At 70.5% G+C, this 20612-nt stretch carries 17 protein-coding genes and 1 pseudogene; 8 read left to right on the plus strand and 10 right to left on the minus strand.

Annotated elements, in window-relative coordinates:
- Positions 1 to 224 precede the first annotated feature (224 nt).
- On the plus strand, positions 225 to 671 hold the full coding sequence (locus tag ACFV3R_RS11365; RefSeq protein ID WP_385579266.1) for a hypothetical protein: 447 nt from the start codon (positions 225 to 227) through the stop codon (positions 669 to 671).
- Positions 672 to 1449: 778 nt separating this feature from the next.
- Here ACFV3R_RS11365 and ACFV3R_RS11370 read toward each other — a convergent pair.
- From ACFV3R_RS11370 to ACFV3R_RS11380, 3 genes are all read right to left on the minus strand, one after another.
- On the minus strand, positions 1450 to 2511 hold the full coding sequence (locus ACFV3R_RS11370; protein ID WP_385579268.1) for a hypothetical protein: 1062 nt from the start codon (positions 2509 to 2511) through the stop codon (positions 1450 to 1452).
- Positions 2496 to 2720, minus strand: coding sequence for a hypothetical protein (locus ACFV3R_RS11375; RefSeq protein ID WP_385579271.1), 225 nt, complete (start codon positions 2718 to 2720; stop codon positions 2496 to 2498). Before ACFV3R_RS11375 ends, ACFV3R_RS11370 begins: the two co-directional genes overlap by 16 nt.
- A 974-nt stretch (positions 2721 to 3694) precedes the next feature.
- Positions 3695 to 4189 (minus strand): SRPBCC domain-containing protein, encoded by a 495-nt coding sequence (locus tag ACFV3R_RS11380; RefSeq protein ID WP_385579906.1) that lies wholly within the window; start codon positions 4187 to 4189, stop codon positions 3695 to 3697.
- A gap of 167 nt (positions 4190 to 4356) precedes the next feature.
- On the opposite strand from ACFV3R_RS11380, the gene ACFV3R_RS11385 reads away from it, so the two are divergent.
- The 5 genes and pseudogenes from ACFV3R_RS11385 (at position 4357) to ACFV3R_RS11405 (ending at position 8387) form a co-directional block, all read left to right on the plus strand.
- Complete coding sequence (locus ACFV3R_RS11385) at positions 4357 to 5031, plus strand: helix-turn-helix domain-containing protein (protein WP_385579909.1); 675 nt, start codon at positions 4357 to 4359, stop codon at positions 5029 to 5031.
- Positions 5028 to 5225: a DUF6126 family protein gene (locus ACFV3R_RS11390; protein WP_385579274.1), complete on the plus strand. Its 198-nt coding sequence runs from the start codon at positions 5028 to 5030 to the stop codon at positions 5223 to 5225. The genes ACFV3R_RS11385 and ACFV3R_RS11390 overlap by 4 nt, the downstream gene beginning before the upstream one ends.
- A gap of 10 nt (positions 5226 to 5235) precedes the next feature.
- A pseudogene (locus tag ACFV3R_RS11395) lies at positions 5236 to 5573 on the plus strand (transcriptional regulator); the annotation flags it as partial.
- Between the two features lie 743 nt (positions 5574 to 6316).
- Positions 6317 to 7051 carry an oxygenase MpaB family protein gene (locus tag ACFV3R_RS11400; protein WP_385579277.1) on the plus strand — a complete coding sequence of 245 codons (735 nt, stop codon included), beginning with the start codon at positions 6317 to 6319 and terminating at the stop codon, positions 7049 to 7051.
- A 577-nt stretch (positions 7052 to 7628) separates the two neighbouring features.
- Positions 7629 to 8387, plus strand: coding sequence for a S1 family peptidase (locus tag ACFV3R_RS11405; RefSeq protein WP_385579281.1), 759 nt, complete (start codon positions 7629 to 7631; stop codon positions 8385 to 8387).
- A gap of 55 nt (positions 8388 to 8442) precedes the next feature.
- Here ACFV3R_RS11405 and ACFV3R_RS11410 read toward each other — a convergent pair whose 3' ends face one another.
- From ACFV3R_RS11410 to ACFV3R_RS11425, 4 genes are all read right to left on the minus strand, one after another.
- Positions 8443 to 9804 carry a sensor histidine kinase gene (locus ACFV3R_RS11410; protein WP_385579283.1) on the minus strand — a complete coding sequence of 454 codons (1362 nt, stop codon included), beginning with the start codon at positions 9802 to 9804 and terminating at the stop codon, positions 8443 to 8445.
- Positions 9805 to 10170: 366 nt separating this feature from the next.
- Positions 10171 to 10728, minus strand: coding sequence for a hypothetical protein (locus ACFV3R_RS11415; protein ID WP_385579286.1), 558 nt, complete (start codon positions 10726 to 10728; stop codon positions 10171 to 10173).
- Between the two features lie 207 nt (positions 10729 to 10935).
- A complete protein-coding gene (locus tag ACFV3R_RS11420; RefSeq protein ID WP_385579289.1) occupies positions 10936 to 11097 on the minus strand; it encodes a hypothetical protein in 162 nt (53 codons plus the stop codon).
- Positions 11098 to 11344: 247 nt separating this feature from the next.
- Positions 11345 to 12163 carry a helix-turn-helix transcriptional regulator gene (locus ACFV3R_RS11425; protein WP_385579292.1) on the minus strand — a complete coding sequence of 273 codons (819 nt, stop codon included), beginning with the start codon at positions 12161 to 12163 and terminating at the stop codon, positions 11345 to 11347.
- A gap of 132 nt (positions 12164 to 12295) precedes the next feature.
- Between ACFV3R_RS11425 and ACFV3R_RS11430 the strand changes: the two genes are divergently transcribed.
- A complete protein-coding gene (locus ACFV3R_RS11430; protein ID WP_385579295.1) occupies positions 12296 to 13357 on the plus strand; it encodes an aldo/keto reductase in 1062 nt (353 codons plus the stop codon).
- Between the two features lie 941 nt (positions 13358 to 14298).
- Here the strand turns inward: ACFV3R_RS11430 and ACFV3R_RS11435 are convergent.
- The 3 genes from ACFV3R_RS11435 to ACFV3R_RS11445 form a co-directional block, all read right to left on the minus strand.
- The gene (locus tag ACFV3R_RS11435) at positions 14299 to 14775 is read right to left on the minus strand and encodes a GNAT family N-acetyltransferase (protein WP_385579297.1); all 477 of its coding nucleotides are present in this window, start codon (positions 14773 to 14775) and stop codon (positions 14299 to 14301) included.
- A 222-nt stretch (positions 14776 to 14997) separates the two neighbouring features.
- Complete coding sequence (locus ACFV3R_RS11440) at positions 14998 to 18318, minus strand: NB-ARC domain-containing protein (protein WP_385579301.1); 3321 nt, start codon at positions 18316 to 18318, stop codon at positions 14998 to 15000.
- 376 nt (positions 18319 to 18694) lie between these two features.
- Positions 18695 to 19960, minus strand: a complete 1266-nt coding sequence (locus tag ACFV3R_RS11445; protein WP_385579304.1) for an MFS transporter — start codon at positions 19958 to 19960, stop codon at positions 18695 to 18697.
- An 87-nt stretch (positions 19961 to 20047) separates the two neighbouring features.
- Between ACFV3R_RS11445 and ACFV3R_RS11450 the strand changes: the two genes are divergently transcribed.
- On the plus strand, positions 20048 to 20521 hold the full coding sequence (locus ACFV3R_RS11450; RefSeq protein ID WP_385579912.1) for a winged helix-turn-helix transcriptional regulator: 474 nt from the start codon (positions 20048 to 20050) through the stop codon (positions 20519 to 20521).
- Positions 20522 to 20612 lie beyond the last annotated feature (91 nt).

Below are 20612 nucleotides of genomic sequence, written 5' to 3' on the forward strand. Positions count from 1 at the left end.
CTACGGCAGATGAGCACCGAACCCACAGTAGTAAAAAGTTGCGTGTGAGCAGTTCCTGCTGGGGAGGTACAACGCCGGGCGTGTGTGGGTCGTGTGAGGCGACAGGCCTCAAGGGGCCGTGGTCCTCGGTATCAGGGCCATCCACGGCCTTTGCACCAAGGTCTACTCTGTCGGCGGCCGAGACACAGCCCTCCTGAACCGGGAGGCTCTCTCGGATCGGAGGCTTGCAGTACCTCGGCCGCCGTACCGGGCGTGGGTCGCTTCTCCTGGCCGGCGCCCTCGCCCTGGTCGTCCTCCTTACTGCGCTCTCCGGTGCCACCGTTCGGGCCTGGGCCTACACGGATCCTGCCGGACGCTATGCCCGCGCCTACGGCGGCGACGGGCAGTGCCTGGCTGACACCGCGTACCGCAGCGACCAAGTCCACATCAGCCTCTACGAAAACGCAGAGGCCAAGCCGCCTCAGTACGACCACATGCACGTCACCCCCGACGACCGCACCGCAGGCCCCACCCTGAACCTGCAACAAGCCTCCGAAGGAGGCGACCTCCAAGGTGCCGACACCCAGACCACGGCATTCCTCGCTCACCACCACTGCCCCTGGCAACCGCGCAGCAGCCTTCACCTCGAGCCGGCGACCTCTCAGGTCCGCGCCCCGCGCACTTATCGCTGATGGCGACGGCGACAGTCGTGATGCCTCTCTCGGAACAGTGGCTTCACGCACCTCATCGGCCCGTCAGCGCGGCGGCTGCCTCGCCGATGAGCAGCGCGGAGCCCTGGCCGACCTCGGCATCAGCTGGGGATCGGCTGTGCGGTGGCTGCGTAGTGGGGATGAAGAGAGCGGTGAGGCCGGGCAGGTGTCTCCCTGCCCGGCCTCAGCGGGTCGTGGTGGTGGCAGTCATGGTGACCTCTCCATACGGGGGACATCGTGGGGAGGCCGACAGGCTGTCGGCGGCACGTTCCGCGCCCTGGACGGGTGCGGGGTGCTCGACGCGGTCTCGCGTCGCGGGGCCGGGTCAGGCTCGAGCGAGAAGGAATCCCGCCCGTGTCCGGCGCTCGGCTCCCCGGTACGTCCACCACCTTGCGGACCGGCTCCCCACCGGCGCGAACATGTGACCTACGACCCGGCGTAGCAGGGCGCGGCCAGCCGGGGCCGGGCAGGGGCTCGTGATGCCGGTTGCAGCTACTACCGGACTTCCGTGGACGGGGGTCCCGTGCCAGCCCTCACACCACGACGCCATCTCAAGCGTTCGGGACGGCGCCGTGGTGACCCGTGGGTCAGTGACTGAGCACAGACCGGGCAGAGCGTCGCGGGGCCTTGGCTCTGGACCGGCCGGCGGGGCAGTGGCTCACCAACATCCGCCGCCCCGGGGGCGGACAAGGACGTCGCGCGGGCCCAGCGGCGCGGGAAAGGAACCTGCCAAGGCCGGCTGGCTGACTGCCCGTTCCGGTCAGAGGCACGGGAATGGGTTGGTTTTGCTCGTCAGGTCGGTGTCGATGGGACTGAACGTGGCATCGGCGAGGTCCATGCTGAAGGCTTGGTTTGACCGGGGGCCCCAGAGCCAGATGCGGTCGCCGTCGGGACCGAACGTGAGCAGGGGGTGCGTGAGGGGCACGGTGCCTCCGTAGGAGGGACCGGGAAAGCCGTTTGCGGGGTGGGCCACGGGTGTGACGGGCCGGACGCAGACCAGGGTGGGGCGCAGGCTGTAGTAGGGCGGAGGCTCCTGGAGGCTTGCCGCAGCAGCCCCGGCCGCTTTCGAGGCGATGGGGTAGAGGTAGAACGGCGACACGACGAGGACCAGGCCGGCGACGAGTCCGGCACCCGCCGCAAGGGCGGTGTTGCGCACTTCCCGGGTGTCGGGATTCCCGTGGAACCGCCGGTTCCAGCCGTAGGCTGCGACCCCGAATGCCACGCAGTAGAGCACCCCTGTCACCGGCAGTGCTCCTGCCCACAAGCGGCCGATGGTGCCCGTGTGCACCGAGTCGGACGGTATGCCGAAGTAGCTGATGTAGCGGTCTTGGATCAGTCCGCCGATCCACGTGACGAACGGCAGCAGGATCGGTGAAGCCAGAGGCAGGGACCACAGGACGGCCCGGCGCACAGGGGAGTCCCGCAGCGCGTGGCGGAGACCGGCGATCAGCCAGGGCAGACCGAAGAGCACGGTCGCCGACCATCCGAGTGGCTGCCAGCCGGTGTGCGGCGCGATGGCCAGGACCGCAGCCGCGAATGCCACCGTGCTCCCGAGATTGGCTCCCAGAAGAGCCAGCCTGACATCGGTGGACGACTCGTCGGCGGGGACGAGGTCGACGGCCGAGACGTGCAAGTAGCCGGCCAGCTCCCGGGTTCGCAGGTCCTCAAGCGCGCCGGACCGGCCCCGGGGTTCGACCGTCCGCACCACCCGGCCGGACTGTGGGACACCGGGAGCAGTGCGCACCCGCCAGGCGGTGTACAGCTCCGGTTTGTGCTCCAGGAGGACGGCGTCTCGCGCCCACATGTTCAGCGACGCCGCCACCGCGAGCCGGTCGACCAGGCCAAGCGCCCGCTCGACAGCACCTTCCGCGCCCCGGTCAGCCGGACCTCCACCACGCGCGCGACGCGCTCGGGCGGGCAGCCGGCCCGTTCGTGTTCCTCCGCGGGACGCTCCGGCCACCCGCGGAGGGCGAACAACTCCTCGGCCAAAGCCGTCTCGTTGGGGTCGTCGGCGATCTCTACCAGGATCACCACACGACGGTCGAAGGGCAGGCCTAAGCCGGCCCGTAAGCCATCTCTAGCGGTGGATCGGGGCCCGACACGGGTGTTGTCCTCGGCGATTCTTCCGGAGGCGTACCTCGGATTGCGACCGGTCGGCGACTGCATAGCGACCACCTTGGAGGAACGGAACCAGCTGCGGCAAGAGTGAAGGCCGCGACGGCGACAGTCACCGGGCTGAGTCGCCCGACCGCGACTGCTGCGCCCGCCTGCGCGACATGAACGGAAGAGGTCGGCACCCGGTCCGCCGAAGCGGGTGGCAGGGGCGCCGGCCGGCGGGTCATCCGTCCTGCGATAGGCGGCGCCGGCCGCGGCGGGCGGAGGACGGGAGGCGGCGACATGGTCCCCCGCGACCAGACCGAGACCGTGTGGCCGAGCTGCTTGACCAGGACCCGCACTCACCGCGGCCACCGACGCCGACACCCTCGGGGTCACTGCGCCCACCGCGCAGCAACACCTGGCGGCCGCGCGCGGCGGACGCGTCGCCGACCTCGTCCCGGAACAGCCGCAGCTCCTGCTCGACGAGGCGGCGGCGCCGCCGGGGTACCCGGTGCTCGGGCGGCAGCGCGCCGCAGCGCAGTCGCAGTTCGCGCTGCGAGCCCGCCAGGTTCGGCCTTACCTCGACCAGGTCCTCGCCGCGGCCGGACTTGCGGCCGCCGACGCAGAAGGCTAGGTGCAGCGGACGCCCGCCGGCGCACTCGCCGCTGTGCTCCTGCTGGTCAACCCATCCGCGTGCTTCCCGAAGGCCGGGACGTCCGCGCCCACACCGACTTCGCGTCAACCGATCGAACCGGCGCACCTCCGCACCGCCGGTCGCGAACGTGCAGCCGTGCCACCGGCACCGGCTCGGGACAGCAGCAGCCGTGGCCAAGGGCGCGTCCACTCGCCGCCTGTCAGGCCACCGGCCTGTGACGGGCCCGATGGCCGCACGATCCGCCGGCCGGAACTCAACCGCTCTGCGTGCCGCGCCCGGGGCCTTCCGGTCGGCCCTCGACGAACCGAGCGAGCTGGGCCAGCGCCATGCGGGCGCCCGCCCGGTTGTCGGCGGCCGGCACAGCGTCGGGGACACCCTCGTGGACGAGAAGGACCCTCGTGCCGTCCGCCTCGTCACAGAGCGTCGTCGTCATCGTCATGGTGCCGCCCAGCGCGGGGTCCGGCGTCTCGAAACGCAGCACCTCCACCACCCTCTCGTCCGGCACCAGCTCCGCGAAGTGGCCCTGGTAGGTGTCAGTGTGGCCCACCGACTTGCCGACACCACCGTCGGGATCGTCGTACGTGAGCGAGACCCGGAAGGACCCGCCCTCATACGCCTCGAAGGCGTGCACCTGCGCGGCCATGCCCTCCGGTACACGCCATACCGCCACCGCCTCCGGATCGAGCAGCGCCCGGTAGACGGCGGACCGGGGGGCTCTGACGTACTGGGAGACGCAGGTCCGGTACACCTGGCCACCGTAACGCGGGGCGTCGGTCACAGCACAGAACGTGGAACCCGGGCGGCCAGGCGGGTCCGCGGAAGCCGCGCACACGAGGCCTCGCGACCTCGGCGGGCGAAAGCGTTTTGCCTCAGAGGCAAGTTGTTTGCCTGGGAGGCGAAGAAAGGCGTATCTCTCTGAGTGTGTCCCCCGAATCCCATCACTCGCCCGCAGACACCACACCGCCGGGGCCGGAAGGCGAGCCCCCCGACACGGTCGCGCCTCCGGTCGCGCCCCGGCTCCGCGTCCTGCGCCACCAGAGCGGCATGACCCTGGAGGCCGCCGCGGAACGTGCCCGCCTCTCCCCGGCCCACCTCTCACGACTGGAGACGGGCCGGCGCCAGCCGTCCCTGCCCGTGCTCCTCACCCTGGCCCGTACCTACGGCACCACGGTCTCCGAACTCCTGGGCGAGGCCGTGCCCGAACGAGACAGCGTCATCCGCCACGGGGAAGGGCCGGTCACCCGTGCGGGGGGCTGGCTGTACCAGGCGGTGGGAAGCCCCGGACGAGCCCTGCAGGCCCTGAGACTGCAGGTGCCCCACGGCGAACAGGACAGCCTGGTGCGCGTGCACCCCGGTGAGGAGTGGCTCTACGTCCTGCGGGGTGAACTCCGCCTCACCCTCGCCGACACGGCCTATCTCCTCACCGCCGGGGACGCCGCCCACTTCGGCTCCCTCACCCCGCACCGCATCATGGCCGGCTCCCGCGACGGCGTGGAGTTGCTGTTCGTCCACACGCTGCTGCAAAGCGACACGGCAGCCCTCTGCGTCGGCCCTGGCGCCGGCGGTGGCAGGGAAAGGAAGACCCCGTGAACGACCTCTCCTCCCATGGCCTTTCCGAGGAGCCGCCCGGCGCGGCTGCGACCCCCCGGGGCACCGCCGGGCGGAAGTCCTCCGACGGCAGCATCCCGCGCGGCCTGTGGGTCCGCGTGGTCCTCTACCTCGTCGCCACCCACGTGCTGCTCGGCATGCTGTCCCTGATCGTGGTGATGCTCAGGACCCGTTGACCCTCCCGCGGCGAGGCCTCTGCTGGTACTCACCGAGGCCGCGTGCGAGCGGTACGGCCTGCCCACCGTGCGGTCGCACGAGGAGCGGCTCGCCGGGGCGGCCGGCGAAGGGACACAAGGCCATCAAGCAGCTCCAGCGGGCCGAGCGGAAGCTGACCAAGCGGGGCCTGGGGCCGTGGGCGCGGATCCACCGCCCGCCCCGGGGATGCGTCGGCCCTGCGCACAGCTGTGCATCCCTCCTGGCGCACCCTCGGGGCCCGCGCGTGGGGCCATGCCACGCCGCTTGAGCCGGCGGAGCTGGCCTGGGTGCTGGGCCTGCACGCGACGCGGGTGATGACTCCTGTCGGGGTCCGGCGCGTCCGCCAACGGTGCCTTCGGTGACGATCTCCTGCTGTGCGTCATCCGCACTGCCGGCGGACGATCCGGACAATGGCGGGCGCGATCGCGTCGTACACGCGGCTGGAGGCTTGCTTCTGTGTCGTCTCTGGCGTCGGCCCTGAACCAGTCGGAGTGGGCGTCCTCGTCCAGTTCCCTGCGGTATCTCGTTCCGCAGGCCCCTGGAGCGTACGAGGGTGAAGCGGGCGAGGCCGGGAGGTCTTGGCGAGGCGTGCGGCGTGCCCGGGGGTGAGTGTGGGCAGCCGGCCAGTGTGAGGCAGGCGGGAACGATTCCCACGCCCGCCAAGCGCCGCGGCGAGGAACCAGGAGGCGACCAGCGGTGCGCCTGTGACGGCCAGGCGGGCAGTAGGGAGGAGTCCGCCGGCGTGGAGAAACCAGGTACGCAGCCGAGCCGGGTGACGGACCTGCCACGTTTCGCACCGGACCTGCGACTCCCACTCCCCCGACACATGGCCGGGGGGATCTTGAGAGCGCACGGTCCTCGACCGGTGGTGCGCCGGGGCCACGCGGACACCCCAACGCTCCGGGTACAGCCGCTCGGCTGCCCAGCGGCAGCACTCCCCACCGCGGTGCCGTCCGTTCTCCTCCTGAGCCGGACTGACGAGCGCGATCAGCCGGTCCGGGTGGACCATGGCGTTGCACAACCACTGGTCCTCGCGGCGCGCTGCGTCGCCCCGAGCCGAAAGAGCTACGCGGTGAGTGACGAAGAACAAGCACATACCGTCTACCGCCGCCTCGCGCTGGTGGACTTCGCCGACGAGCTGCGCATGGGGCTCAACCTCGGTTTCTACCGCACGTTCGCCGTGCCGAGCATCGCCAGGGTTCTGGTCGGTACCGGGAAGATGTCGTCGCGGCCGGTAGAACGCGCGAAGGCCACCGGGGCGTTGATGTACGCCCTCATCGACCACGGGCTCGAGGCACCGGCAGGGCGGGCAGCCGTGGAGACGCTCAGCCGGTTGCACCGTGGGCTGCCCGTCGGGGACGAGGAGTTCGTGTACGTGCTGGCGGCGTTCTGCGTGGCTCCGCTGCGGCACATCGACCGCATCGGATGGCGGCCGACCACGGCCGAGGAGCGAGCAGCGGCACACGCCTTCTATGCGGGCCTGGCCGCGCGCATGGGGATCACCGGGGTCCCCGGATCCTACGAGGCTCTGGGTGTGTGGATGGACCGGTACGAGGCGCGCACGTTCGCAGCGACCGCAGAGGGGCGCGCCTTGATGGAGGCCACGTTCGGCATCCTCGCCGAACGTCTGCCGAGCGCTCTGGGGCCGCTGGCCCGAACCGCTGCTGCCGCGCTTTTCGACGAGCGGCTCCTGCAGGCGACAGGCATACGGCCTGCCTCCCGGGCAGTGCGGTGGGCGATGCGCGTGGGGCTTTCCTGGAAGTCCCGCCGCTCCTCCGGACGATGGCAGAGCGAGAACTCACGGTAGAACCAATCGCGTGAAGTGGACGCGTGCGGTTGGCACTTGCGGCAGTCGACGGCGCGGTGTCCAGTGACATGGGTGTATCGGCGCGACCCGGTGCCCGGGCAGCCCGGTGTCCCTTCCGAGTGCGCGCGTGCAACTGCGGGCGTGAGCGGGGGACGACGGTTCGGACGTGTCGTCGCGGACGAGGCGGGCGACCGGCGCGCTGGAAGACGGCCCGCTCACGGTCGGAGCGTAGACCGGGCTGTCGACCGCGCTCCCCCGGACGTCGCCCGCGGCCGCCACCCGCCATGCGGTAGTCCTGCAGCATGATCGCGCTGACGGGTCGTACAACCTGCGGGCGAGTCCGGTCGAGCGGAAAGGCTGACGCGCCGCGAGCGCCGACCGGGACAGGGTGGAAGGCGTCGGGTCCGGCCGGGCCCGAAGCGGTCGTCCGAGCCCCCGTCGTCCGAGAGGGCGGGGAGGAGCGACAGCGATGCCGCTCACCCGGAAGCGCCGGTCGGGAGGGACGAAGCCTCCCGGGACCGGTACCGCACCGGGGTTTCGCGGGCGACCGCATCCGCAACGAGACGCTGGAGGACAGATGATCAAGCGAGGCAGGGCGGCACTGTGCGCTTCGGCGGGGGCGATCGCGCTCACCCTGGCGGTGGCACCGTCGGCGTCGGCGATCATCGGGGGGCACGACGCCACCTCGGAGTACCCGTTCATGGTGAGCGTGCTGAAGGACGGCCACCACTACTGCGGCGCCTCCCTGATCAAGCCGGACTGGATCGTGACCGCCGGACACTGCACGGTGAACGTCAAGCCCAGCCAGCTCTCCGTACATGTCGGCGACCTCGACCGCACGAAGGGCGAGAAGGCGCAGGTCACCAAGGTCATCGCGCACCCGGACTTCTCCTACGAGCCCTTCCGCAACGACGTGGCCGTCATGAAACTGGACCACCCCGTGCACGCCCAGCCCATCAAGGTGGCCGCCGACCCCACACCGGCGGGGACCCACACCCGGATCCTCGGCTGGGGGATGACCTGCGAGGACGGCAGCGAGTGCCCGCACCCCCCGGTCACTCTGCAGGAGCTGGACACCACGGTCGTCCCCGACGAGCGGTGCAGCGAGAACTTTCACGGGGACAACGAGCTGTGCACCGACAGCCCCACGGAGAACGCGCAGGCATGCATCCTCGACTCCGGCGGGCCGCAGATCAAGGGCCGCCCCGGGCGGTGGGAACTGATCGGCGCGACCAGCCGCGACGGCGACGCCGACCCGGAGTGCGCCACCGGCCCCGGCATCTACACCGACCTGACCGCCCACCGCGGCTGGATCGGGCGCGTCACGGCGGAATGATCGGCGACGCCTCCGTCCGCTCGGCGGAACGCCAGGTGCCCCGTCGCGGTCGGGCTCAGTGTGCGGACGCCGGTGCGGGCAGGGCGGCCGCGATCCGGAAACCGCCGTCGCCGGTGGGCCCCGACTCGATGGTGCCCCCGGCCAGGCGCACCCGCTCCGTCAGACCGATCAGCCCGTGTCCCCCGCTGGGCAGCAGCGGCCCACCGTCGGCGGCCGGCTCGGCCGGTCGTCCGGGTGGGCCGTTGACGACCCGCACCCGCACCGCCTCGGAGGCGAACGCCAGGTCGATCTGCGTCGCGGCGCCCGGGGCGTGCTTGTGCACGTTGGTCAGCGCCTCCTGCACGATGCGGTGCGCGGCACGCTCGACGGGCTCCGCCAGCGGCTGAGGCGCGCCCTCGACGCGCACGGTGACCGGCAGGCCGGCGGCCCGCGAAGTCTCGGCCAGCTCGTTGATCCGGTCGACGGCCTCCCCGGGGGCGGGCCGCTCCCCGGCCGAGGCGGCGGGATCCGGCGGTTCCGTCACGTCGGAGGCGCCCCCCTCGGGCAGCGGTGGCTCCTCGGCCGCGCCGGCCCGGCCGTCTGCGGCGCTGCTCCTGAGCACCCCGAGCATCTCGCGGAGTTCGGTGAGCGCGCGCCGGCCGGCCGTCTGGATGATCCGTGCGGCCTCGCCCGTGGTCTCCGGGTCGTGGGCGACGGCGCCGAGTGCATTGGCGTGCACCACGATCAGGCTGACCTGGTGGGAGACCACGTCGTGCATCTCTGCGGCGATGCGCCGGCGTTCCTGTTCCCGCGCGGCCTCGGCGACGAGCCGCTGCTCCCGCTCGGCGCGCTCGGCCCGCTCGACGAGACCGGCGACGACGGCGCGCCGCTGGCCCGTGTAGAGCCCCAGCAGCAGCGGCACCAGGCAGGAGAAGACGTAGTTCACCGCGAACCAGGAGGCCACGGTCCGGAGGCTGGACCACGCCCCGGCGTGCCAGGGCGCGAGGGCCACCAGCCCGACACCGGCCGAGGCCCAGACGGTCCGGCGGCTGTGCGGACCGCGGAAGGCGCCCTCCGCGTAGTAGGCGAGAGGTAGTGCGAAAGGCGAGACCTGGAGGACCTTGGCGAGCAGCGCGACGGTGAGCACCAGCTCGGGCACCCGGCGCCGGGCGAGCAGTGCCAGTGCGCTCACGGCGCCGAGCGGCAGGTTGCCCCAGGGGCCGGCCGGCCCCAGGTAGGGATTCAGGAGACCGTTCCACACCGTGAGCAGCAGGACGACCACCGTCGCCACCACGTCTGCGGCGCGCGGCGGCAGACGGGGGGAGCGGGGTACGGGCCGTGCCGGGGGGCTCTGCGCTGGGCTCTCGCCGCCCGGTGGCAGGAGCGCCCGGGAGCGCAACTGGTGCCCGAGCCGGCAGGTGCGACGTGTGGAACTCACCCGGCGAGGATAGAAGACGCCGCCGCGGCGGAGCCCGGCAGAGGTCCGTCACCCGCCCCCTCCGGCCCGCCCGGGCCCGGACCACCGGCACGCGACGCGGACCAGGCGTTGCGTCGCCCCGGCCGGACGACCGGCGGCGGGCCCGTGCGCCGGGAACCGCAGCCGCGCGCGTCGAACACCTCGCTGTGGGCGGGCAGAGTGGACAGTCCCGGCACTGCTCCCCCGGGTGCCGCTTACGGACGCACCGGGCCGGGGGGCAGGGTGGAGGGCGGTCACGGAGCATCGCGCCGCCCGTCTTCACCAGCCGTGGGTGGGTGCCCTTGCAACGAACGGCGCCGACACACGGTTGCGGTTGCGGAGGCCCTCTCACTCTTCGTCGGCGTTGGTCGTTGGTGGTGCGGAGTCTTCCGGAGGCGTGTAGTCGCTGCCGAGGAGGGCCACCGTCTGCTGGGCTGCCCGACGTCGCTCAGGGGCGTTGGAGAGGAAGCTGTAGAGGACTGCTGTCAGGAAGACGCCCAAGACGATGGCCAGGAGACCGAGCAGCACCCATGCGACCGGTTGGATCGTCGCCGCGGTCGCGCTGACGGCAAGGCTCAGCGAGGCAATGATCTTGACGATCGACCCTCCACCGCGGACGGCAGCGGCGGAGACGGAGGAGTTTGTCCTCCTGGCTTGGTAGACCGAGGACCCACTGGAGCCGCCTGCCGGTGGGGTCGCGACGGCGATCGCGAATGCCGTCAAGGTGCCTGCGACGAGGACGAATACCCACGGGTGAACGAGGTACCACTCGAGTGAGAGACCAATGTTCCGGGTGTGCCACAGCTTCCACAGCGCAGCGGCGACGCCTGCCCATAGCGCGACTCCGGCTGCCGCGATCAGAGCTGCTCTTCCCGGCGTCCGGCCCAGCCTGCCCTTGGCGTTCATGCCGGCATTCTCCCGCTCGAAAACGGTGTGGCACCTCCTCTTCCCTCACATCGGGCGGTGTCTTCGGCACCGCGCATCGGCATCGAGGTGGCCGAGGAAGTCCCGACACGGCAGGCGGGCGGCTCCTGGACCCACAGGGAGCGCGCGGAGGCAGGGCGAACGGCCACGGACGGGCACGGATCGCGGGCGGCTGAAGTGGGGGTGGGCCTACCGCCACTTCAGCTCGAACGCAGTCGGGAAGTCACCCGCCATGACGGAGGTGCAGCCGCGGCACGCCGCAGCGGCGAGGCCCCACACGCGTCGGCTCGCCGTGGCCATCAGGCGGTAACTGCCCACCACCACTTCGAACGCCTGCCTGGTCGCGGTCACGCACCCGCGCGGCAGCGCCGTCATCTCACCGCCACGGCCGACCCGAGCATCCGAGGGCGCAGTAGTCACCTGATCGGCTGGACAGAGCCGAGGCGATCAGCCGTACGCCCTCGGAACAACGGTCGAGGAGGTCACCGGTGAGTCGGCGCCCCGGACGCCGTTCGAAGTCTCACCTCCCGGATCGAGGGACGATGTCCAGCATGGGCCCGCGAACCTGACTGCGATGACGTGATCGGACAGTCCGACATCATCGTGCGCACAACCGGTCCAGTGCCGACTTGCTCTCCTCGTCCACGGCGCGGCAGATCATCAGTCGCTGGTCGGCGTCCTGAAGTGGCGTGAGCACTTCGAAGTGCACAGTGATGACGCCGGCACCCGGGTGTCGCATGACCTTCTGTCCGCGGCCGTTGACCTTCACCTCCCGTTCGGCCCACACTCGTGCGAAGTCCTCGTTACGGGTGGCGCATTCCGTGATGAGGTCGGTCAACGCCTGGTCCTCCGGGTGCGCGGCCCACGCTGCACGCAGGTGGGCAACACCCTCACGTACCACGCGTTCGCGGTCGACGTAGTACTTGCGTATTTCCGGGTGTACCAGGCACAGCCACATCGCATTGCGCTGCGCCGGCAAAAGGGTGCCGAAATCCCACAGCAACCTGGCCATTTCGCTGTTCCAGGCCAGGATGTCGTAGCGGTGGTTCGTCAGCATGGCCGGCAGCGGTGACAGATCGGCGACCAGTCGTGCCAGCGCAGGCGCTGCCGTGGTGGCAGGCTTGCCGGCGTTTCGGGGGCGCTGCTGGGCCAGATCGAAAAGGTAGGTGCGCTCGTCGGGCGTCAGCCGGAGGGCCCGGGCCAACGCCTCCACCACGTCCGCTGAGGGCCGTAGCCCCCGGGCCTGTTCCAGCCGCACGATGTAGTCGACGCTGACCCCCGCCAGCTCGGCTACTTCTTCCCGGCGCAGTCCCGGGGTCCGCCGGAACTGCCGACGTGTCGGCAGGCCGACGTCGTTGGGGTCCAGGCGTTCGCGCTGGGTGCGCAGGAACGCGGCCAGCTCCTGAGTCGGGTCCACCGTGCGGCTCGTCATGTGCCGTCCAACAGCCAGGGTGGTACCGGTGTTCCCAGGAACTTCTCTCCCTTACCTCCGGACTGCGCCGGCCACAGTCTTGGTTGTGACAACGGACCACAGGCACAGGAGGACACGATGTCGCTCACCCTCGATACCTATCGGCTGCTGGGTCGCTCCGGGCTGCGGGTGTCACCGCTGGCGCTGGGCGCGGCGACCTTCGGCACGGATTGGGGCTGGGGCGCCGAGCCTGACGAGGCGCGCAAGCTGTTCGACCTCTACGTCGAGCGCGGTGGCAACTTCATCGACACCGCCAGTACCTACACCAATGGCACCTCCGAACGTCTGCTGGGCGAGTTCACCCGCGACAACCGTGAAAGCCTGGTACTGGCAACGAAATTCTCGACGCTTCGCCGGCCGGGCGATCCGAATTCCGGAGGGAACCACCGCAAAGCCCTGTTCGCGTCTGTGGAATCCAGTCTCCGAAGGCTGAACACGCACTACCTGGACGTGCTCTATCTGCACGTGTGGGATTTCACGACGCCGGTCGAGGAGTTCCTGCGGGCCATGGACGATCTGGTTCGGCAGGGGAAGGTCCTGTATGTGGGGATCTGCAACGTCCCGGCCTGGCAGGTATCGCGTATGCAGGCGATCGCAGACCTGCGCGGCTGGACACCGCTGGTCGCTCTGCAGACCGAGTACAACCTGGTCGAGCGTACCGGCGAGCGTGACCTGATCCCCATGGCACACGAGATGGGACTGGGAGTGGTTCCCTTCTCGCCGTTGGCCGGCGGGGTGCTCACCGGCAAGTACAGCCGCGACGACCTGACCGCGGCGAAGGCCCGCGGCGAAGGCACCCGCAAGAGCTTCAACATCGCCAACGGCGCGCTGTCCGAACGCCACCTGGCCGTCGCGGACGTCGTGAAGGAGGTCGCCAGGGAGTCGGGGCGCACCCCTGGTCAGGTCGGGTTGGCCTGGCTCCTGCAGAACCCGGGCGTGACGGCACCGATCCTCGGCGCCCGCACACCTGCGCAGCTGGAGGACAATCTGGGTGCTCTGGAGGTCGATCTCACCGACTCACAACTGACCCGGCTCGAAGAGGCCGGCGCGATCGGGCTGGGCTACCCGCACGACCTCCTCGCCAGCGACAGGGGCCGCAGGCTCAACAGCGGTGACCTCAGGATCGAGCCCCGCCGCTGATGTTCGAGCGCGCGGCGACTGGGCTCCGGACGCGGTTCCGCCCAGCGCCGGCGCGCCACGTTCAGTGCGTTGCGGCTCGCCCACCTCCGGCAAGTCGGCCTTCGCCGCCCCGGAGGAGGCCCGGGGCCTTCGCTGGACCACGGTCCCGGGTGCCTCCCGGTGGGCTGGAGCCGGCCGCCGCCGACGCCTCAGGTGCGTTCGCAGGGGCTATCAGCGCCTGACGTCCGCCGGTGGTGCCCGTTCGGGAGGGTGCCGGCAACGGGCAGCGTGTCACCTTTCGACTGGTGACGTAGTTCACCGGTCCGTCCTGCGCCGCAGTGTCGCCTTCACTGTCCGGGTCGCCCCGGGCGCGGTGTGGTCCTCCCGCCCGGGGCGACCCGCACGACCCGCTGGGGCGGAAACCGTCCCCGGCGGGTCGTGCGAGTTGATCCGGAGGTCCCGGCTCAGGGATCCTTGCAATATGAGCGTCCGATGAGGTCGCGTGGTCTGGTGCCGTGCATCGCAAGGCGCCGGAGAGTCCTCGTAGCGGAGCTACCAGGGCTTTTCGGCAACGCCGCGAGGTGCGGTGCCAGACCACGCGACCCGGGCGGGCATATGGCAAGGACCCCTCAGGCCCGGGAGGGGGCTTCCCGCACGGAGGAGGAACCCTGTGCCGGGGGCCACTGGGTGGCCACCGTCCTGTCTCCGGCCCCGTGCGCCCCGGACGCCGCGGGCCAGACCAGGCCGAGCACCGACAGTGAAAGTACCGCTGAGACAACCACAGCGGTCAGCTTCTTCTTCCCGTTGGGCATGGGGTTCTCCGCAGTGCCTCGACGGGCCGCCGGAGGTCAACTCCCCGTCGACTGGGCGCAATCGGACACATGCTGGCGCGTCAGCGTAACAGGGCGTGCGCGGGTGTCCGCGGCCCTGTGCCCGACCGCGTCCGCCTGCCGGAGTCACTGTCAAGATCGGTGGATCGAGCCGGCATGAGGCTGCTTGGTGGACATCCGGATCTTGATGTGGTTCTCGCCATGACGAGTGACTTCGCGCAGGCCCAGTCGCCGGTAGAGGGCCTGGGCCCGCTGGTTGACGACGAGGACGTCCAAGGTGAGGTCCCGGCCCTGCTGGCGGGCCTGTTCCAGGAGGCCGCGGATGAGCCGGCGGCCGATGCCGCGTCCCTGGTGGTCGGGGGGGAGCTCGATCCGCGCCAGGTAGACCTCGGTGGCCCGGTGCTCGACGTGCAGCATGCCGGCGTCCGTGCCGTCGACGGTGATGATCTGCCATCGGTCCGGAGTGAATGCGCGGGCGTGGAAGTCGCGTTGGGCCTGCTCGTCCCAGCCCCAGACGGCCGTGATGTAGGTGCCCATGGCGGCCTTGTGCAGCTGGAAGCAGTACTCGCTGTCCGCAGAGGTGACCGGCCGCAGGCCGATAGCCGTCATGCCGCCCGCTCCTGGGGCCGTTCGATCAGCCTGCCGTTGAGCACGAGCGCGCCTTCCCGACGGGTGCTGCGAACACCGGCCCACTCGACGACCACCATTGATCGCTCGGGAATATACGCCCTTCGCGTGCTCCCCGAGCTCGATCCACCGGTTCTGAGCATGGCTCCAGTTGATGCCGGGGGTGCCGAGGTGCCGGTGAGACGGGGTGCCGGTGAGAAGGTTTCACTGGTGGAACTGTCGGACCCCAGCCTCAAAGTCGAACACGTACAGCCCTCGAGAACCACCGACAGCAAGCGCCCGGTCATCGTCGAACCAGCGACATGCCGCGAGGGAGCCGTTGGTGCGCATCTCCGTGATGAGGTCGTCGTCGAAGTCCCAGACCCGCACTGTGCCCCGGCTTTGAACGGCGGCGATCCAGGCACCGTTGTCAGAGAAGGAGAGTCCGTTGACTTCTCCTCGGTCGGGGTCAGTGGTCAGGTAGCGCACGGCGTCTCCCGAGCGGGCCCCCCATATTCGTATCGTTCCATGGCGGTCAGCAGTGGCCAGTTGTTTGCCGTCTCGCGAGAAGTTTCCGCTGGTGACGTTCCTGGCGTTGAGGGAGCGCAACAGGGTGTGGCTGTGAACATCCCAGATCTGCACCGCGTCGACCTCATCGACGAGCGCCAACGCCTTCGTCCCAGCGGACAGTGCCAGGAGCCGCACCGGCTTGCGTGTGCTGATGACGGGCCCCATCAAGGTGTTGAGGTTCGGGCCCTCATGGTGACCGTAGAAATGGCGCAACCGCACGTTCCCCGCACCGTCCAGGCTCGCGGCCGTGGCCCCGTCAGGCGACAGCACCGGCCGGAACCCGATGATCGTGTCGTGCTGCCAGCGCCGCTCGACGCGGCCGGTGTCGATGTCACGTATCTGGTGGGAACCGAGGCGCCTGCCGACGATCAGCTGAGCGCCGTCCCGTGTCACGGCGATCGTCTCGACGCCCTTGTCGTCCTCCCCTTCGACTGCACCCGCCGAGCCTTGGCGCGTGTCCGACGGTACGGTGTTGAGGCGTAGGAGGCCGCACGCACCGCGAACGTCCACGTAGAGGAGAGCGGTGACGTCGGGGGTGAAGGCCGCCGCTCGTAACCGTGCCGGTGCCCCGGGCACTCCCAGAGCCTCGCCGGTGGCCGCGTCCCACAGGTTCACCGTCCCGTCGAACGCCGAGATACCGACCTGACCGTCGCGGCGGGAGCAGGCGAGGGCCTGGATGCCGGGGCCGCCGCCGTCGGTGAGCGTCCGCGTCGCGCGGTGCCCCTCAAGGTCCCAGATCCGCACGGTCCCGGAGTGATCTGCGGTAGCCAGAGTCGAGGCGTCGGCTGCGAGGGCGACCGTGTCCACCCCGACGCCGGGTGTGAACGAGTGGAGAAGCTGGTTGCCGGCGAGGTCCCAGACGTGGACAGTCCCCCGTCCATGGACCGTTGCGAGGTGGGAGAGCCCCCGGGAGAAGGCGGCGGCCCGAACCAGGCCACCGCTCGCACCCGGCAGCAGGTTGAGCACCTCACCGGTGTGGGGATTCCGCACTCGCACCCTGTCGATGCCCTCGACCGTTGCGATCCGAACCGAGTCGGCGCAGAGGGCGACCGTGCGTACGGACTCCGTTCCCTCCGCCGAGTGGACGCTGATCACCTGGCCGTCGGCCGGATCCCACACGCAGACGTCGCCTGCGCCGTAAACGGCGGCGACGCGTGTGGTGTCCGGAGAGATGGCGACCTGGCGCACCAGACGGTCGCGATAGGCGGCCGGCCGCTGTATGGTCCTGCGGTTCGGGTCCGGTTGGTCGACGTCGGGAAGTGCCCAGCGAGGCCGGAGCACGGGGTGCGATGACTGCCAGGCCAACGCCTGCTCCCGCCAGGGGGCATAGGCGCCCAACCTGGCCCGCAGCACTGAGGCGCGGGCATGAGCAGGCGTGGTGGGCCCCAGCAGGTGTGCGGTCGCCGAGAGGTACTCGCCCGGGGAACGGGCACCGTGGCCGCCGGCGTGGTCGTAGTCGGACACCACGCCTGCGACGCCACCGTGATCCAGGCGCCACTCGATCCAGCGTAGGTCGGTGACGAGCGCTGTCACCTGCTCCTCCTGGCCCGCCTCGGACAGGTGGGCCGTCAGGTGGTCGATGAGGTACCTGTCAGAAATGTGCCACCAAGCGTATTCGGGGCCCGCGCCGTCTCCGGGACGCGGATCAGCGGCCGGTACGGTGCGCGCAGCGGTCTCGATGAGGACGGAGTTCAACCGCTGCAGGCTCTCCCCGCCCAGGCGGGCTCGCAGGAACTCGCGGATCACGTCGTGGAGCTTGAGGCGGCCGCCTCCGCCGGGGTCGAGATGAACCAGGGACATCCTGGCGAGCACAGTGCACAGGTCGCGGGTCGCGGACTCGCTCAGTGACGCGGTCACCCGCCAGAGTCCCGCGACGAGGGAGACGGGAACGTACTCGTCCTCAGCGAAGACGCCCAGTTCGGTGAACCGTTCGTACCCGCCCGGAGGCAGCAGGAGTGCGGCAGCCTCGATCGTGGCCCGCACGGCCTTGTTGCGCTGGCGGGGGTCGTCCAACTCCACGGACAGGGTCGGGTCATCAACCGCGGCGGGTCCGCTCCGACGCAGTTGCTCCATGATCTCGGCCGCCACGGCGGTGGGATCGGCGCCCGTCGCGATGCGGCGTGCGGCGAGCCGGTTGACCAGTCGCAGCAGCAGTGGCCAGCGACCGGTCACGTCGAGCAGACCCTGCAGGATGTCCGGCGGCCAAGGAGGATCGATGTCCCGCGTCAGCAGGCTCTCCGCCTGGCGCGGGGACATCTCGTCGACGAGCACGCACTGCGCTCCCTGGGGCAGCAGGTCAGGGACGCGCGTAGTCACCAACCGGACGCACTGGCCGGCATCCCCGGTCATGAACGGCCGGATCTGCTCCGGCCACCAGACGTCGTCGATGATGAGCAATGTCGGCGGGCGCACCCTGAGAAGCCGGTCCAGGTGTGCCCCGGCCAGTTCAGGGTCCTCGAAGACCGTGGCGTCGCCCGTGATGAACCGCGCGGCCTCGCAGACCTTCGCGGCCACCTCCGCGCGGCTGCGTACATCACGCCCCAGGACAACCCGGTAGATTCTCCCTCCGAACCGGCGCTGTACCCGTCTGTCCGACCAGACCAGCTCCGCCACCGTGGTCTTTCCGAAACCCCCCGCGCCGTGGAGGGCCGCAGCGGCGGTGATGCCGACGGTGGCTGATCGTCGCTCCTGTCGCAGCGCGGCCACCACCTGGTCGACCTGGTCCCGGTCGACCACCCACTCGGGAACCGTCGGAGCCGTCGGAGGCGGCGGATCGTCCGGGAAGCCGGCAGGGACGGACGAAGGGCGTAACGAGCGCAGGGCGATCACGAAAGCCACGGCCAATCCCACGGCCAGTACGGGCCATGCGTGCCGCCGCACCTCCTCCAGGGGACCCGGCCAGTGGTCCTGCCCCGTGGCGGCGTTCTCCGCCATCGAGGTCACCGCCGTCACGGCAGTGGTCAGAACCGCCGACACGACCAGACCAGGACGGTGTCCGACCGCCATCGTCCCCGCGCCTCCCGTCTCTTCGGAGCCCGCCAACCCCAGCGCACTGCCGCATGGTCCCACTTTCGGGTCCGCGCCGTCCCTGGTTCACCGGCGGGCAGCGGGGATCAACGGGAGGTTCCTTCATGCGACCTGTGCCCCGACCGCAGAAGTCGACCCAGAACCGAACTTGTGGACATCCGACAGTGAGTCTGACTTTCTCCCGAAGAAGGACTGAGAGCAGGAGCCTGCAGTGAAGTTGGGCGCCTGGGGCGGAACCCCCGCGGGGCCGGGCCGCGGCGCTGACGCAGAAGAAAGTGGAGCGGCTCTCCGCCACAGAGGCGCGGTGGGTGCAGGCCAGAGGTTCTCAGGAAACCTGGGGGCAATCCGCCACCGGGTCGACCTGGTCCGTTTCGCTCTTCTTCTCCTCCTCGCCACGATGCGTGTCCGCTGCCTCGGAACCGCTCTTCGAAACCCTGGAACGTCGGCGTGCGTCGGTTGCCCAGACGATCAGCGCACAGGTTGCGAATCCGGCCCCGAGGAGGCTTGAGGCGACCCAGCCGTGGGAGGTGAAGACGGCGGTGGTGGCGGCTGCACCCAGGGCGGAGCCGAGGGAGTAGAAGACCATGTAGCCCCCGATGACGGTACTGGTGCGCTCGGGATACACGGTGGTGAGGAAGTGTTGGTTGCTCACGTGTACGACTTGGACCGCGAAGTCGAGCACCACGACGCCGACACCGAGCGCCCATAGGGACCACGACAACTGAGCGGTTGCAGCCCAGGAGAGGATGAGCAGAGCCAGCGCGAGGCCGCTGACCGGGATCGCGCGCCCCGCGTCCGCCCACCGTCCCGCGCGCGCGGCTCCCAGTGCGCCGGCGAGTCCGGCTATGCCGAACAGTCCGATCCGGCTTTCGCTCAGATGCCACGGCGCGTTCGCCAGCGCGAGGGACAGAGCACTCCACAGGGTGCCGAAAGAGGCGAACAGGAAGAACGCGATGAGGCCCCGGAGCAGAAAGAGACGCTGCCTGAACAGCCCGCCGACCGGGACGACGGCCTCTCGGTAGCCCGCGGGCCGGCGTGCTCCGCCTTCGGGCGGCAGCGCGCGCAGGGCGCGGGCGGCGAAGGTGAGCGCGAGCACACCGAGCACGGCGTATGTGCTTCGCCAACCCCACGCTTGAGTGAGCACGCCGGTGACGAACCGAGCGCCCAGGATGCCCACCACCACGCCTGACGTCACTACGCCGATGTTGCGTCCGCGCTCGGCAGGCGGCGAGACCGACGCGGCGTAGGCCACGGTGGTCTGCACCACGACTGCGAACATTCCGGCCAGCGCGAGCCCTGCGAAGGCCGTCCACGCGGCCGAAGCGACAGCTGTCAGGAGCAGGCCTGCCGCGGTGACGGCCATGTGCACCGCGATGAGTCGACGCCGCTCGGCGACCACGTCACCGAGCGGCACCAGCAGCACCAGGCCGACCAGGTAGCCGCACTGGCCGGTCGAGACGATCCACCCGGCGTGCCGCGCCGTCACCCCGAGGCTCTCTGCCATGGGTGGCAGCACTGTCTGCGCAGCATAGATGCCGGCTACCGCTACGCCGCACACGGCCGCGAGGAGTAACCGTCGCCATACGTCCATCGCTCCCCCGAAAAGATGAGTAGCAAAGTGAAACCAATTTGACGGTAGGGCATGATGGTCTTGATCCGCAACTCGTCGGGAGGTGTCGTGCCGCGCCCCGCCACAAGCACTCCGAGCTCTGCCTGGACCGATTCCGACTGCCCGGTGGCCCGCGCGCTCGACCTCGTCGGCGACCGGTGGAGCCTCCTGGTCATCCGGGACGCGATGGACGGGGCACGGTCCTTCACCGAGTTTCAGCGACGGACCGGCGTCGCCCGCAACATCCTCGCCGACCGCCTGCGCAAGCTGACCGCCCACGGAGTCCTGGCCCAACAGACCGCGCCCTCGGGACGCCGCCAGCACTACGTACTCACCGACGCCGGCCGCGACCTCTTCCCCGTCCTCCTCACCCTGCGCCAGTGGGGGGAACAGCACACCTTCGAACCCGGTGAGCCACACTCCACACTGGTCGACCAACACGGTGCCCGCGTGCCGCACATGAAGCCGACCGGCGCCGACGGTGCCCTCGTCGATGTCGACACCACCCACGTGCAGAAGACCGGCGGCGAAGAACACCGGTGAGTCGGCGGCCGACGAGACCGTCAGCGTCTGTGCGCTCCGGCACGTACAGCGACGCGGTGTGCCCCGCCCGTCCGCGGGCTGTCCCGTCCCC

The organism is Streptomyces sp. NPDC059740 (assembly GCF_042733155.1).
Taxonomy (GTDB): Bacteria; Actinomycetota; Actinomycetes; order Streptomycetales; family Streptomycetaceae; genus Streptomyces.